Genomic DNA, 14,791 nt, shown 5'->3' with positions numbered 1-14,791 from the left:
GGGCGACGCGCTACCAGGCGGCAGAAAGGCCCGGCCGTGGCATCCGCGGTCAAGCAATCCCGTCCCGGTTACGGACAACTGCTGCGCACCCCTGGTGCGTGGACCTTCCTCCTTCCCGGTTTCCTGGCCCGGCAGCCGTTCGCGATGCTGACGATCGGCATCGTGCTGCTCGTCCAGTCCACCACCGGCTCCTACGGCACCGCCGGCGCGGTCTCGGCCGCCACCGGCGTCTCGATGGCGCTGTTCGCCCCGCAGAGCGGCAAGCTCGCCGACCGCTTCGGCCAGCGCGCGGTGCTGATCCCCGGCATCCTCGTGCACACCGCCGGCGTCGCGACGCTGATCGTCCTGGCCCTGGCGCACGCCCCCCTGTGGGCGCTGCTCGCCGTGGCCGTCCCCACGGGCGCCTCGACGCCGCAGGTCGGCCCGATGGTGCGGGCCCGCTGGGCGTCCCGGCTCGGCGGCAGCCCGCTGATGCCGACGGCGGCCGCCTTCGAGTCGGTGACCGACGAGTTCACCTTCGTGGTCGGCCCGGTCCTGGCGACCGCGCTGTGCACCGGCCTCCACCCGGCCGCCGGCCTGATCGCCGAGGCCGCGCTGACCCTGGCCGGCGGTCTGCTCTTCGCCTCCCAGCGCCGCACCCAGCCCCCCGTCCACCAAGCGCAGGCCGACGACCGGCCGCGCGTCTCGGCCCTGTCGGTCCCCGGCGTCCGCGTCCTGATCGTGGCGTTCCTCGGCATCGGCGCCGTCTTCGGCGGCATGCAGGTCTCGCTGACCGCGTTCACCCAGGCCATCGGCCAGCCCGGCATCAACGGCCTGCTCTACGGGATCTTCGCCGGCGGCAACATGCTCGCCGGGATCGTCTGCGGCACCCTCGCCTGGAAGGTCGGCCCGCGCCGCCGGCTGCTGGTCGCCTACGGGCTGCTGGCGCTGGCCACCACCCCGCTGTGGGCGGTGACCGCGGTACCGCTGCTGGCCGCCGTCGGCCTGGTCGTCGGCCTGTGCATCGCCCCCGCGCTGATCACCGGCTACACCCTGGTCGAGTCCCTGGTCCCGGCCGCCGCCCGCACCGAGGCCTTCACCTGGCTGACCGGTGCGGTCGCCCTGGGCCAGGCCGTCGCCGCCACCTCCGCCGGCCAGCTCACCGACCGCTTCGGCCCCAGCAGCGGCTTCCTGGTCCCCCTGGCCGGCACCGCCCTGGCCCTGGTGGTGCTGCTGGCCCTCCGCGCCCACCTGCTGCCGCGCACCTCGTCCGTGGTGGCCGGCCCGGATCTGCCGGACCCGGCGGCCGAGACGGGCCCGGCGGCCGAGGACCGCGAACGGGAGCTGGCGAACGCCTGACGAACGGCGCCCGGACGGTTGCCGGCGCACGCCCGCAGCCGTCCGTTCCGGACCGGTTCCACGCCCCGGCTCGGGCCTCCGCCGGACGTGGGGTCGGTCACCGTCTGCCCGGTCGCAGTGGACTGACGCGGCGGAATACTGCAATATGGAGCGTCGTTAGCACTCATCGAGTGAGAGTGCCAGGAGGAAGTCAAGTGCCGACCTACCAGTACCAGTGCACCGCGTGCGGCGAGGGCCTTGAGGCGGTGCAGAAGTTCACCGACGACGCGCTCACGGAGTGCCCGAGCTGCCAGGGACGCCTCAAGAAGGTGTTCTCCGCGGTCGGCATCGTCTTCAAGGGCTCCGGCTTCTACCGCAACGACAGCCGCGGCTCGTCGTCCAGCAGCAGCCCCGCGAAGAGCTCCTCCTCGTCGAGCACGACGTCGTCCTCGGACTCCGCCGGCTCCTCGTCGAGCAGTTCCGACAGCAAGTCGTCCACCGCCACCACGTCGTCCTCCGGCAGCGCGTCGAGCACCAGCTCCGCGGCCTGAGCCCGGCCGGCGGCGCCGGCGGCACAGACGTCTTCGGGCCCCGCCGTCTTCGGACGGCGGGGCCCGCTGCATGCCGGCCCGCTCCATGCCGGCCCGCTCCATGCCGGCCCGCTCCACGTACGCCTCCGGGGCGGCGGCCCTCGTGCCGGCCGGCCCCGCTAAGGTGACCGCCATGGCTGACGCGGAAATAGGCGTAATCGGTGGATCGGGCTTCTACTCCTTCCTCGACGACGTGACCGAGGTCACGGTCGACACCCCCTACGGCCGCCCCAGCGACTCGGTGTTCCTCGGCGAGATCGCCGGCCGCCAGGTCGCCTTCCTCCCCCGGCACGGCCGCGACCACCGCCTCCCGCCGCACCGCATCAACTACCGCGCCAACCTGTGGGCGCTGCGCTCGCTCGGCGTACGGCAGGTCCTCGGCCCGTGCGCGGTGGGCGGGCTGCGCCCCGAATACGGCCCCGGCACACTGCTGGTCCCCGACCAGCTCGTGGACCGCACCAAGGCCCGCGTCCAGACCTACTTCGACGGCGAGCCGCTGCCCGGAGGGAGCGTCCCCAACGTCGTCCACCTGACGTTCGCCGACCCCTACTGCCCCGCCGGCCGCCAGGCCGCCCTCGCGGCCGCCCGCGGCCGCGCGTGGGAACCGGTCGACGGCGGGACGCTCGTCGTCATCGAGGGCCCGCGCTTCTCGACCCGCGCCGAATCGCGCTGGCACGCCGCCCAGGGCTGGTCGGTGGTCGGCATGACCGGCCACCCGAAGCCGTCCTGGCCCGCGAACTGAGCCTCTGCTACACCTCGTTGACCCTGGTCACCGACCTGGACGCGGGCACCGAGACCGGCCACGGCGTCTCCCACGAGGAAGTCCTCCAGGTCTTCGCCCAGAACGTCGGCCGGCTCCGCGAGGTCCTCTTCGACGCGGTCGCCGCCCTGCCCGAGACCACCGACCGCGCCTGCCCCTGCGCCGACGCCCACGCGGGCTGGGACCTGGGCATCGAACTGCCGTAAGGCCCTGGCGGGCCGGGGACCGGACCCGGGCCCGCCACCTCTCCCCCACTCCGGGCCGCCCTCTCCTGCCCGCTCGTCCCCCACCCGAGCGGCGAAGTTGTCCACATCCCGGAGCTTCTCCACAGGCCACAGCGGGCGCGGGCGCGATACGGCACGGTGGTGCTCGCCGATTCCACCGAGGCCCGTCCGACCTCCTGGTCGCCGACGAGCCCCTCACCCAGGCGGTGCCACCATGCCCACGACGCCTTACCTCCCGCCGACCACCAGGTCGTACCCCCCGTCCACCCCCCTCGCCTCGCCCTCCCCCGTTCCCTCCCCTGATCCCTTGTCCGATCCCTCGTCTGCTCTCTCGCCCGACCTCTCGTCTGATCCCTCATCGCCGCCCCTCCCCACTCCCCCGCGGTGTGAAGTGCCCCACTTTCCACCGGTACGAGCCGGCGGCGGCAGACGCGGATGGGGGCGGACCGGGACGCGCCGGATGCTGATCGCCGGGCTCGCGATGGCCGCCGCAGCACTGGCCGGGGCGGCCTCGTACGGAGCCGTACGAGCCTTACCCGCGACGGGCTGCCCGCCGGCGGCGGCCCTGGGAGGGCCGTAGCGGTGCCGCAAGATCGAGTGGCTTCTCCGCACACCGGCCGGGAGACTGCTGCGAGTGGCGGGGCATCTGCCGCGGGGGGGCCGGGGCCGGCCGCGCCAACGGTGGCGCGCCGCTCTCACCGGGGCTGTCGGACCGGTCCACCCCACGAAACCCGTCCGCCGGACCCGCACAGACGCACTGGCCGATCGCCGGTGTGATCGCGGGCGTGATCGCCGGTTCGATCACTGGTCGGTGTTGCCCGGCTGGACATCTCCGCCGTGCCCTGCCGTAAGTTGCGGTGCTGATTGTTCGTGCACCGTTTGTTCGTGCACCGTCCATGGTGAACGTCGTGAGCGTGGAAAGAGGCTGTCAGGTGAGCGAGAGCAAGGGCGTCCTGCAGGGATTCAAGGATTTCCTGATGCGGGGCAACGTCATCGAACTCGCGGTCGCGGTCGTTGTCGGTGCTGCCTTCACCAACATCGTCAACGCCGTGGTCAAGGGCGTGATCAACCCGATCGTCGGCGCCCTGGGTTCGCAGAACCTCGACAACTACAAGGCGTGCCTCACCACCTGCCACACGGACAAGAAGACGGGCGCGTTCACCGACGGGATCTACATCCTCTGGGGCTCGGTGCTCAGCTCCGCGCTGACCTTCCTGATCACCGCCGGGGTCGTCTACTTCCTCATGATCCTTCCGATGAACAAGTGGAAGGAGCGCCAGGCGGCCAGGAAGCCGGTCGACGACACCCCGCTGGCCCTGACCGAGGTCGAGCTGCTCACCGAGATCCGCGACGCCCTCGTCGCCCAGCGCGCCGCCTCTCCCGCCGTGCCCTTCTCCACCTCCGGCACGATCGGCGCGCAGAAGACGCAGGACTAGCAGGTCGGAGGCGGCCGCGCCCGGCGGCCGCCCCGGAGATCTCCGAGCTCTCCGAGATCTTCGAGCTCTCCGGGACTTCCGAAACCTCCGGGGCCCCGAGACGCCGAGACCATCGGGACTTCGCCGATGCCATCGGGATTTCGCCGAGACTCCCGGGATGTCGCCCAGACCCCCGGGATCTCGTGGATCTCAGAGGTGGTGCGGTGGCTTCTCGTCGAGGAAACGGGCGAGGTCGGTGGCGCTGTCTCCACCGGCCGGCCGTTCGCCCCAGCCCCTGTCGGTGTCGTCCGAGGACTGCTGGTTCAGCGGGTCGTCGAAGATCAGCGCCGCGGCGGACTTGGGGCAGGATCGGCCTGGGGCTCGGCGTCCGGCTCGAAATCAGGGGTGGTGCTCACCCCTCCAGAGTACGGGCGGCCCGACCGAGGCCACGCCGTCGACTGCCGCTCATGACCGCTCGTCCGGCCCTCGCCTCCTGGTTCCTCGTGCGGTGCGGGTCACGATCAGCGGCGCGGTGACGCACGCGGCGACGAGGAGGATGCCGAAGCCGACGGTCAGGGCGGTGGTGTAGCCGTGCACGGAGGCCGCGGTCGACGTGGCATGGCGGGCCGACGCCAGATAGGTGGCGGTGGTGCCGGCCGCGATGGTGTTGAGCAGTGCGGTCCCGAGTGCTGCTCCGAGTTGCTGAGAGGCGTTGTAGGCGGCCGATGCGGCTCCGATGTCGTGCCCGGTCACGCCCGCGGTGGCCAGGCCGGCGGTCGGGGGGATGACGCAGCCGAGGCCGATGCCGGTCAGTACCAGGGCGGGCACCAGGTGCAGCGGCAGGACGTCCGTGCTCTGCGGCGTCAAACGGGTCAGGATCAGCATGCCGACGGCCGCGGCGATCAGACCCGCCAGGATCAACGCCGCAGGCACGACGCGTCCGTGCAGCTTCCCGGCGATGAAGGTGGAACCGAGCAGCGCGGCCAGGGCGTTGATGATCAGCGTCAGGCCGGCCTGGACCGGTGAGTAGCCGAGGACGGTCTGCGTGTAGTAGCTCATGAACAGGTAGAAGCCGAACATCGCGACGAACATCAGGGTGATCGAGAGGAACGCACCCGCACGCGCGCGGTGCAGGAGGAGACGCATCGGCAGCAACGGGCGGGAGGCGCGGACCTCGACGACAGCGAACCCGGCCAGCAAGAGGACGCCAGCAGCCATCGGGCCAGCACCCGCGGGGAATCCCAGCCGAGCGGTTCGGCTTCGTCGAAGGCATAGGCCACGGCGGCGAAGCCCGCGGCGCTGAGCAATGCGCCCGGGATGTCGAGCCGGCCGCCGCCGCGGAGGGGGCGGTCCGGTGGCACGAACGTCGTGCCGAGCACGGCGATCAGGGCGACGGGGACGTTGATGTACAGGCACCAGCGCCAGCTGGCGTACTCGGTGAGCAGTCCCCCCGTGACCAGACCGAGGGCCGATCCGGCCGCACCGACCGCGGCGAACACCCCGAACGCCCGGCCGCGTTCGCGCGGCTCGGTGAACGTCGTGGTCAGCAAGGACAATCCCGCGGGTGCGAGCGCGGCGGCGAAGGCGCCCTGAAGGGCCCGCGCGCCGAAGAGCATTTCGGGATTCACGGCGGCCCCGCCGAGCGCGGACGAGGCGGCGAAGCCGGCCAGGCCGATGATGAACGTGCGCCGGTGGCCGAGCGACCCGCTGATTCTGCCGCCGATCAACAGCAGTCCGCCGAAGGCCAGGGCGTACGCGGTGATCGCCCATTGCCGGCTCGCGTCGGACATGCCCAGCGCGCTCTGGGCGGAGGGCAGCGCGATGTTCACGATCGTCCCGTCCAGCACCACGAGGAGCTGGGCCGCGCTCACCGCCCACAGCGTCCACCACCGCCGCTGTGCGGAGGCCGGTCCTGCCGTGTGGTCTCGGGTCGCGACGTCAGGCTCCGCCACGGGCGGTTCGATGTCTCGAACAGTCATATCTGCAAGTGTTTCGTTGAAGCGATCCCGGAGACTTTTCCTCCCTTCCGCCCGTCAACTCAGGGCCGATAAGCGGAAATCTTCAACCCCCGCTTGAGCCTGGCGGATGGCTCCCGGACTGGCGGGCGTCCGCCGGCCAGCGGGTGTCTGCCGGCCAGCGGGTGTCTGCCGGACTCGCGAACATCCCCGCCAGGGGCGCCCCGGTGCCTCCCGGGCGGCGCGCCGTTTTCTAGTGACCCTTGTCGTGGGTGGGTATGGGGCGCGGGCGCCGGCCGCCGTCGGGTCTGGTCGGCGGGCTCTGTGAGGCGTGGCTGCGTTTGTGCGGACGGGTGCGGTCGGTGCTGCCGGGAAGGGGGTGGCGAGCGGATGCGGAGGGCATGGGGATCGGTCACCTTTCCGAGGTAGCGGGATGGGTCAGCGGTCGGTCTTGTCGACGGACCAGAGGGTGCGGACGGCGAGGAAGAAGACCGTCAGGAAGGCTGCGCACCACCAGGCGGTCTCGCGAATCGCCGGCCGGTGGCGGCCGTTCGGTCCCGTAGGCGGCGCCTCAGGAAACAACCGGCGCCCGGGATGACGAGAACGGCGGCGAGACCGAGGCCGTGGAACATGGCCCGGCCGACGGCGCCGGAGGAAGACGAGTCCAGGATTTGCAGACCCCAGAGCCGCATCCCGTAGCCCGACCCCGCGCCAGGCGACGCGGTGGAGGTGAACCATCCCCCGGTGAGCGGGAAGGTGGTCAGCGCGGCGAGCAGGCGGCCCCGGAAGGCGAGTTGGTGCGCGGCCCGGCAGGCGGTGCTACGGGCGGTGCTACGGGCGCCGAGGAATTTCTGGAAGCCCAGGGAGACGGCGGCCGGCCGGGGCAGCGCGGTGGGCGCTGTGCGGAAATTCGCGCGGGAGGAGAGGGCGTGCAGGCCCTGCCGGAGCAGTCGGCGGGCGGGCGGTTCGCGGACCCAGACGGTGCAGCGGTGGGCGGTGCCGAAGGCGAGGAAGACGGTGCCGGCGGCGTACGGGAGCAGCGCCGAGTCGAAGTCCCGGAGCATGCGGCTGCCCGGGACGATGGCGAGGACGAGGAGCAGCACGACGGCGGAGGCCACGACTGGGGCGCGAACGGTCGCCGTTGGCCTGGTCCGCCCGGTGGCCGCCGGCGTGCCGGTTGCGTGATCCGTCCCGGCTGGGTTATCCGTCCTGGTTACGCCACCCGTCCCGGTTGCTTCGTCCGCCCTGGCCGCGTCGACCGCCCCGGTTGCGCCGTCCGCCCCGGTTGCGTCGTCTGCCTCGGTCCCGTCCGGGGTGGCAGCAGGGCGGGGTGGGGCGGCTGGGGGCTGGGGCACGAGGCCCACGCTAAGCAGGTATGGGGCAGTTCGCCCGTTTTATGGCCTCAGTGGGTGAATTTGCCTCAGCGGGTGACGTACACGCGAGAGCGCGGAGCGCTCCCCTACCGGCAGGCGGGTGCCCGTCCCTCCAGGGCCTCGTGCCACCACAGGTCGCGGTTCGGCTTCCAGGACACCGGGCGGGAGCAGCGGTTGACCACCAGGACCTTCTGCACGGACGCACCCCCCGCCGCGGCGGCGCGCGCCAGTGCGTGGTCGAGCAGCGGCTTCACCGGCCGTACCGCCCCGTCCCAGAACGCCGCGTCCGCCGTGATCACCACGCGCGCCGACGACTCCCGCGTACGCGCCACGAGTTCGGGCACCGTCAGGGAGACCGGCAGGGTCGTCCGAATCGCCTCCAGCCGACCGCAGGCGAGGGTGGCGATGACGGATTCCGGCACCAGCGGCAGGTGCACCGCGACCCGGTCACCGGCCTGGACCCCGAGGCGGGTGAGCGCGCGGGCGGCGCGTTCGGCCTGGTCCAGGAGCATGCCGTGGGTGAGCTCTTCCAGGCGGCCCGGTTCCCCGCTCCAGGTGAGGGCGATCCGCGAGGAATCGGGCTCTTGTATTTCCCCGGCGGGCTCTGCATGCTTGGTGATCACACGGCGCAACATGCGGATCAGCATGGAGATCACCGATCAACGATCGCTGAACGTCCGCTGTACGGGGCTCCGCGCCCGCCCCTTCACGCACTCCGGCAGCTCGCCCGCCCTCTGACGTCATGCGCTCCGACGTCATGCCTCCTGCCCACTTCCGGTGCACTCCATCCTCCTCTCGGCTTCCGTTTTCCGTTCCCTGCCGCACGTCGCACGCAGCACGTGGTGAGAGGTGGTCCGTCCCTTCCCATGTCCACGCCGACGCCCACACCCACGCCCGCACCCACGCCCACCCCCACGCCCCTCTCTTCTTCCCCCGCGTCGCACCGCCGCCGGGCCCGCTGGGCGCTGGCGGCCGTCGCCACGGCGCCTTCTGCGTCCAGCTGGATTCCTTTGCCTTGACTCCGCGTTGGATGACGGCCACCGCGGGCCTCGGACTCACGGCCGGCGGCGGCGCGGGCCGTCCCTGGCACTCCCGGCCGCGGCCTGCCTGCTCGCGGCCGGAGCGCTGGTACTCGCGCCGGTCCTCACGTCCGTCCTCGCGCCGGTCCTCGCGCCGGTCCTCACGTCCGTACGGCGCCCGGGGCGGCGGCACTGACCGCTCGACGGGCCAGCGGAAAGGGCCGTCCCGCGGCACCCGTCCGCCCGTCTCAGGACCCGGTCAGCGCCTCGTAGCCCCCGGCCACATCGCACACGTCGCCGAACCCGCGGGCCTCCAGGAGGGCCGCCGCGATCACCGAGCGGTTTCCGCTGCGGCAGTAGAGGACGACCGGGCGGGCCGGGTCCAGTTCGGTGATGCGGTCCGGGAGGGTGGCCAACGGGATGCTGCGGGCGCCCGGGACGGCTCCCGCCGCGTACTCGGCGGGATTGCGGACGTCGACCAGCTGGGCACGGGGAGAGCGGCCCGCGCTCACACCGCCGCCGATAACTCCGCCGACACCCCCACCGTTCAACTCCCCGCCCACCTGGAGGAGTTCCTCAGGACCGACCCGGTGGCTACGGCGGACCAGTGCGGGTTCCCGGTCCAATACGGCGGCCGGATCGGGGAGATGGCCGAGGACGTGGTCGTAGCCGATGCGGGCGAGGCGCAGACGGGCCTCGCGTTCCTTCCCCGGGTCGGCGAGCAGCACGATCGGGGTGCCCGGGGCGACCACGCTGCCCGCGTACTCCGCGAACCGCGTGTCCAGGCTCGTGTGCAGCGAACCCTTCAGGTGCGCCCGGGTGTAGGAGGCCAGCGGGCGGCAGTCCAGCAGCACGGCGCCCTGCTGGTCGCGGGCGGCGAGCGCCTCCTCCAGGGTGAGGGCGGGCGGTTCGTCGGCGTCCAGGAGCGGGTGCCCGTCCCGGTTGAGGGCGGCGTCGTGGGCGAAGTAGCCGGGCGTGGCGGGTTGTCCGGCGGTGACGAGCCGTACGAATTCGGCCACCGGCATGGGCTGCAGGGCGTAGTTGAGGCGGCGCTGGTCCCGATGGTGGAGCTGGTCTCGGTGGACAGGCTCCGGCCGCAGGCCGATCCGGCGCCGTGGGCGGGAAAGACCCGGGTCGCGTCCGGGAGCGTCAGGAGTTTGGTGTGCAGGGAGTGGTGCAGGCGTACGGCCATGTCGTGCGGGGAGTGGCCGGCGGCGGAGAGCAGGTCGGGGCGGCCGACGTCGCCGACGAACAGGGTGTCGCCGGTGAGCACGCCGAACGGCACGGGGTCGTCGGGGTGTTCGTGGACGACCAGGCAGAGGGACTCCAGGGTGTGGCCGGGGGTGGCCAGCACGGTCAGGGTGACGCCGCCGCTGCTTCCGCCCTGATGGTCGCCCCCCTCCTCCCCCAGGAAGATCCGCTCGCCGTCCCGTAACCGCCGTATGGGGAAGCCGGTTCGGGCGGCCTCTCCGAAGGCGATGGTGGCGCCGGTGGCGCGGGCGAGTTCGAGGTGGCCGGAGAGGAAGTCGGCGTGCACATGCGTCTCGATGACGAGCTCGATGCGCAGGCCGGCGGCGGCCGCGTCCTGGAGGTAGTCGTCGATGTCGCGGCGCGGGTCGACGAGGACGGCGCGTCCGGTGGTTTCGTCGCCGATCAGGTACGACGCCTGGGACAGGCAGTCGAGGTAGTACTGCGCGAAGTGCACGGTCGGCCTCCAGGGGGTGGGCGCCCCGGGCGGCGGCTGAGGTCCGCTCGGGCGGGCAGGACGATGCGTTGTGCGGATGCACGGATGTACGTACATTAGGGAGCCGGGTTGGCGGGCGACAAGCCGGGTTCCGGTGCGGACGCCCCGACCTGACCTTGCATCAGCCGATCCGTCCCCCAGGCCGCGGAGGGGTATCCCGCACATGTCGACCGAGCCGGCAGACCCTCCGCACCGGGGGCACGGTGCGTACGGCGCTCACGACGCACACGCCGCCCCGGCGCGCACGCCCCGCGCCCCCTGGACCGGCGCTCGCCGCTCCCCCTCTGGGCGCAGCTCCTCACCGATCTGCGCCGTCGGATGGACGCCGGCGCGTTCACCGAGGAGTTCCCCGCCGAGCACCGGCTCACCGCCGAGTACGAGGTCAGCCGGCACACCGTCCGCGAGGCGCTGCGCAAGCTGCGCGCCGACGGGCTGGTGATCGCCGAACGGGGGCGCGCCAGCCGCCTGGACACCCGCCGCATACAGCAGCCGCTCGGCTCGCTCTACAGCCTCTTCCGGGAGCTGGAGGGGCAGGGCGTGGAGCAGCGCAGTGAGGTGCTGCGCCTGGAGCGGACCGCGGACGGAACGATCGCCGGGCATCTGGGGCTGGTACCGGACGCGCCGCTGGTCGTGCTGGAGCGGCTGCGGCTCGCGGACGGCGAACCGCTCGCCCACGACACCGCGTACCTGCCCGCCGAGTTCGCCGAGCCCCTGCTGGAGGCGGACTTCGGGCACACCTCGCTCTACGGCGAGCTGTCGCGGCGCTGTGCCGTGAAGGTCACCGGAGGCCGGGAGCGGATCCAACCGTTCCTGCCGGACATCCGGCAGGCGTGGCTGCTGGGGCTGGCGGACCGGGAGCCGGCGTTCGCGATCGAGCGGCTGGGGCGGTCCGGGGAACGGCCGGTGGAATGGCGCGAAACGGTGGTCCGCGGTGACCGGTTCACGTTCGTCGCGGAGTGGTCGGACGACAGTCCGGCCGTGGCGCTGGCCCCGCGCGCGGCACACCCGTCCGCCGCCCCGCACGCCGCGGACCCCTCGGCTTCGTCCCGCATCCGTCCTCGTGTCCGTCCGCCTAGCGTGTCCGTCCTCATAGCCGCCGCGGCGCTGCCGTGCGGGCTGCTGATCGGTCTGCTGCTGGGGGCGCTCGGCGGCGGCGGTTCGGTGCTCGCCGTGCCGGTGCTGGTGTACGTGCTGGGCCAGTCGCCGCACGAGGCGACCGCGGGCGCACTGGTCGTCGTCACGGTCGGCGCGGTGACCGGGCTGCTGTGCCACGCCCGCGCGGGCCGGGTCCGGTGGGCGGCCGGTGTCACCTTCGGCGCCCTGGGGACGGCCGGCAGCTACCTCGGCTCCCGTTGGAGCGCGGCGGTGCCTCCCGCCGTCCTGATGGCGGCGTTCGCCGGGCTGATGCTCGTCGTCGCGGCGCTGCTGCTGTTACGGGGCCGGAGCGAGCGGCGCGCGGCACGGTCCCCCCGGCCTCCCCGGTCGGCCCGATTACGCACGCCCCGCCCGGACCGCTCCCCCGCTCCGCACCCCGCCCTCCGCTCCGGCCGGGTCGCCGTGACCGCCTCCGCCGTCGGCCTGCTCACCGGGTTCTTCGGGGTCGGCGGCGGCTTCGTCGTCGTCCCGGCCCTCACCCTCGTCCTGGGCCTGGAGATGCCGATCGCGATCGGCACGTCGCTGCTGGTCATCCTCCTCAACTCGGTTACGGCGCTGGCGACCCGGGCCGGCACCGGCCACCTGGACTGGCCGCTGCTGGCCGGCTTCGCGGCCTGCGCGGCGCTCGGCAGTCACCTCGGCAACCGGCTGACCACCCGGCTGCCCGCACAGGTCCTGACCACCGCCTTCGCCGCCCTCGTCACGCTGCTCGCCCTCACCACGGCGGCGGCCGCCGTCCCCCGCCTGTGGCCCCCGTGACCACGCACCACACGAACCACACGAACAACAACGCCCTCACCACCCCCGTAGGAGGAACCCGTATGTCCCCCGCCCCCTCCCGCCACCAAGTCATCGTCGTCGGCGGCGGAACCGCAGGCATCACCGTCGCCGCCCGGTTACGCCGGGCCGGGGTCACGGACATCGCCCTGCTGGAGCCGTCCGAGACGCACTGGTACCAGCCGCTGTGGACCCTCGTCGGCGGCGGGCAGGCGCCGTTGCGTTCCTCCCTGCGCACCGAGGCGGAACTGATACCGCCCGGCGTGCGCTGGCTGCGGGAGCGGGCCACCGGCGTGGACCCGGTGGCCCGTACGGTCACCACCGCCTCCGGCCGGGTGCTCTCCTACGGGCGGCTGGTCCTCGCCCCCGGTCTGCACCTCGACTGGGACGGCGTGCCGGGGCTGGCCGCCGCCCTCGGCCACGGCGGGGTGAGCAGCAACTACCGCCCCGACCTCGCCCGCTCACCTGGGACCTGATCCGTCGGACGCGGCGGGGGACCGCGCTGTTCACCATGCCGTCGGGGCCGGTGAAGTGCGGCGGCGCACCGCAGAAGATCGCGTACCTGGCGGCCGACTACTGGCGCAAGCGCGGCGTCCTCGGCAACATCCGCACGATCCTGGTGCTGCCCGAACCGGCGATGTTCAAGGTACCGGTCTTCTCGCGGGCGCTGACCGAGACGGCCCGGCGCTACGGCATCGAGGTGCGGCTGAGTTCCGAGATGACCCGCCTGGACGGTGCGGCGCGCGAGGCGGTGATCACCGATCACACCACCGGCGCCACGGAGACGGTCCGCTACGACCTGCTGCACGCGGTGCCGCCGCAGCGGGCCCCCGAGTGGCTGGCCGACGGCCCGCTGGCCGACCCCGACTCCCCCCAGGGGTACGTCAAGGCCGACCGCGAAACCCTCCAACACCCCGATTTCCCCACGGTCTTCGCGCTGGGGGACGTGGCGGCGCTGCCCACCTCCAAGACGGGCGCGGCCGTCCGCAAGCAGGCCCCGGTCGTGGTCGCCAACCTCCTCGCGAGCCTGCGCGGCCGCCCGGCCACCGCCCGCTACGACGGCTACACCTCCTGCCCGCTGGTCACCGCCCGGCACAAGATGCTGCTCGCCGAATTCGACTACGACCTGCGGCCCGCCCCCTCGTTCCCCTTCCTCGACACGACGCGGGAGCGGACCGACATGTGGTTCCTCAAGCGCTACGGCCTGCCGCAGCTCTACTTCAAGGGCATGCTCAAGGGCCTGGCGTAGCAACCGCCTTGGCGTTCCTACGCCGCCGCGGCCTCCGCCGGCCCCGCCGCCCGCACGTCCGCCACCACGCACCCCACGTTGTCGGGCGCGCCCGCCTCGTGGGCCAGGGCGATCAGCTCCGTCACGGCCTCGGCGGGGCCGGGGGCCGTGGCGAGGACCCGCTGGAGCGTCTCCGGCGGGACCACGCCGGTCAGGCCGTCGGTGCAGAGCAGGTACCGCTCGCCGGGGCGGACCTCCAGGAGCGTCACGTCGGGGGCGCATGCGGTGGTCGGGTCGAGGGAGCGCAGGAGCAGGGCGCGCTGGGGGTGGGCGGGGGCCTCGTCGGGGGTGAGGCGGCCCTCGTCGATGAGGGACTGGACGAAGCTGTGGTCGTGGGTGAGGCGGATGAGGCCGGTGTCCCGCAGGACGTAGGCGCGGGAGTCACCGATGTGCAGCAGTCCGAGCTGCCCGTCGTGGTGGAGGAGCGCGGTGAGCGTGGTCCCGGTGGTCCCGGGGCCGCCAGTGGCTTCCCGGGTGCCCGTGGACGTGGCCAACGGCGCGTCCCGGAGGGCCTGGTGGGCGCGCCCGGCCGCCTCCTCCAGCGCGGTCGACAGGTCCTCCGGGCTCAGGCCGGGCCGGTCGTCGGCGTCGAGGTGCCGGAGGGCGTCGAGGGCCGTGGTGGCGGCCGCGGCGCCGTCGGGGCCGTAGCCGTCGGCGACGGCCAGCAGCCGGTGGCCCGCGTAGGCGGCGTCCTGGTTGGCCGGCCGGACCAGGCCGCGGTCGGTTCGGGCGGCGGAGCGCAGGGTCAGCGGTATACGGGAAGCGGCCATGGTGGTGGGGTCCTTCCTGGAGAGCTGGTCCACGAGGAAGGCGGCCAGGTCGCGGCGGGCTGCCGTGTCGGCCTCGACCTGCGCCCAGTACGCGGCGACCGCCTCGGCCGCCGCGGCCGGTGCCAGCCCGCACACCTCACGGATGCGGGCCAGCGGCATGCCGAGCCGGCGCAGCCAGGCGACGAGCCGGGCCCGTTCCAGCTGGGCCGGGGCGTAGTGCCGGTAGCCGCTGTGCGGGTCGACCCGGGCCGGGGTCAGCAGACCGAGCTCGTCGTAGAGGCGCAGGGCCTTCGGCGAGAGCCGGGAGGCGCGGGCGAACGCGCCGATGGTCAGCAGCTCGCCGCCGTCCTTCTCCCACGGCTCCACGCCGCTCACCTCCCACGGCTGCACGCCGCTCACCTCCA

The 14,791-nt window shown here is 73.2% G+C and carries 7 protein-coding genes and 4 pseudogenes; 6 read left to right on the top strand and 5 right to left on the bottom strand.

Annotated features, from left to right (window positions below):
* Positions 1-36: 36 nt before the first annotated feature.
* The 4 genes and pseudogenes from OJ254_RS12165 to mscL all read left to right on the top strand — a co-directional run bounded on the left by OJ254_RS12165 (position 37) and on the right by mscL (position 4,327).
* Positions 37-1,338, top strand: coding sequence for an MFS transporter (locus OJ254_RS12165; protein WP_265362340.1), 1,302 nt, complete (start codon positions 37-39; stop codon positions 1,336-1,338).
* A 194-nt stretch (positions 1,339-1,532) separates the two neighbouring features.
* Positions 1,533-1,868, top strand: coding sequence for an FmdB family zinc ribbon protein (locus OJ254_RS12160; RefSeq protein ID WP_265362339.1), 336 nt, complete (start codon positions 1,533-1,535; stop codon positions 1,866-1,868).
* Positions 1,869-2,040: 172 nt separating this feature from the next.
* A pseudogene (locus OJ254_RS12155) lies at positions 2,041-2,873 on the top strand (S-methyl-5'-thioadenosine phosphorylase).
* A gap of 950 nt (positions 2,874-3,823) precedes the next feature.
* On the top strand, positions 3,824-4,327 hold the full coding sequence (gene mscL / locus OJ254_RS12150) for a large conductance mechanosensitive channel protein MscL (protein WP_265362338.1): 504 nt from the start codon (positions 3,824-3,826) through the stop codon (positions 4,325-4,327).
* Between the two features lie 444 nt (positions 4,328-4,771).
* Here mscL and OJ254_RS31580 read toward each other — a convergent pair.
* The 4 genes and pseudogenes from OJ254_RS31580 to OJ254_RS12125 form a co-directional block, all read right to left on the bottom strand.
* Positions 4,772-6,285 (bottom strand): annotated as a pseudogene (locus OJ254_RS31580) (MFS transporter).
* 470 nt (positions 6,286-6,755) lie between these two features.
* Positions 6,756-7,379, bottom strand: coding sequence for a hypothetical protein (locus OJ254_RS12135; RefSeq protein WP_423835883.1), 624 nt, complete (start codon positions 7,377-7,379; stop codon positions 6,756-6,758).
* A gap of 341 nt (positions 7,380-7,720) precedes the next feature.
* Positions 7,721-8,257, bottom strand: coding sequence for an AMP-binding protein (locus tag OJ254_RS12130; protein ID WP_265362336.1), 537 nt, complete (start codon positions 8,255-8,257; stop codon positions 7,721-7,723).
* A 644-nt stretch (positions 8,258-8,901) separates the two neighbouring features.
* Positions 8,902-10,358: pseudogene (locus OJ254_RS12125) on the bottom strand (rhodanese-like domain-containing protein).
* 357 nt (positions 10,359-10,715) lie between these two features.
* Between OJ254_RS12125 and OJ254_RS12120 the strand changes: the two are divergent.
* Together OJ254_RS12120 and OJ254_RS12115 are read left to right on the top strand one after the other, a co-directional pair.
* The gene (locus OJ254_RS12120) at positions 10,716-12,311 is read left to right on the top strand and encodes a TSUP family transporter (protein WP_265362335.1); all 1,596 of its coding nucleotides are present in this window, start codon (positions 10,716-10,718) and stop codon (positions 12,309-12,311) included.
* Positions 12,312-12,373: 62 nt separating this feature from the next.
* Positions 12,374-13,578 (top strand): annotated as a pseudogene (locus OJ254_RS12115) (NAD(P)/FAD-dependent oxidoreductase).
* 17 nt (positions 13,579-13,595) lie between these two features.
* Here the strand turns inward: OJ254_RS12115 and OJ254_RS12110 are convergent.
* On the bottom strand, positions 13,596-14,777 hold the full coding sequence (locus OJ254_RS12110) for a MerR family transcriptional regulator (RefSeq protein ID WP_265365129.1): 1,182 nt from the start codon (positions 14,775-14,777) through the stop codon (positions 13,596-13,598).
* Between the last annotated feature and the right edge of the window lie 14 nt (positions 14,778-14,791).

The organism is Streptomyces endophytica (assembly GCF_026153355.1).
GTDB lineage: Bacteria > Actinomycetota > Actinomycetes > Streptomycetales > Streptomycetaceae > Streptomyces > Streptomyces endophytica.
This window is presented reverse-complemented; position numbering and strand designations above follow the sequence as displayed.

Excerpts from the sequence above, each read along its gene's own strand:
- OJ254_RS12120 (WP_265362335.1), top strand. The coding sequence starts at position 10,716 with ATGGACGCCGGCGCGTTCACCGAGGAGTTCCCCGCCGAGCACCGGCTC.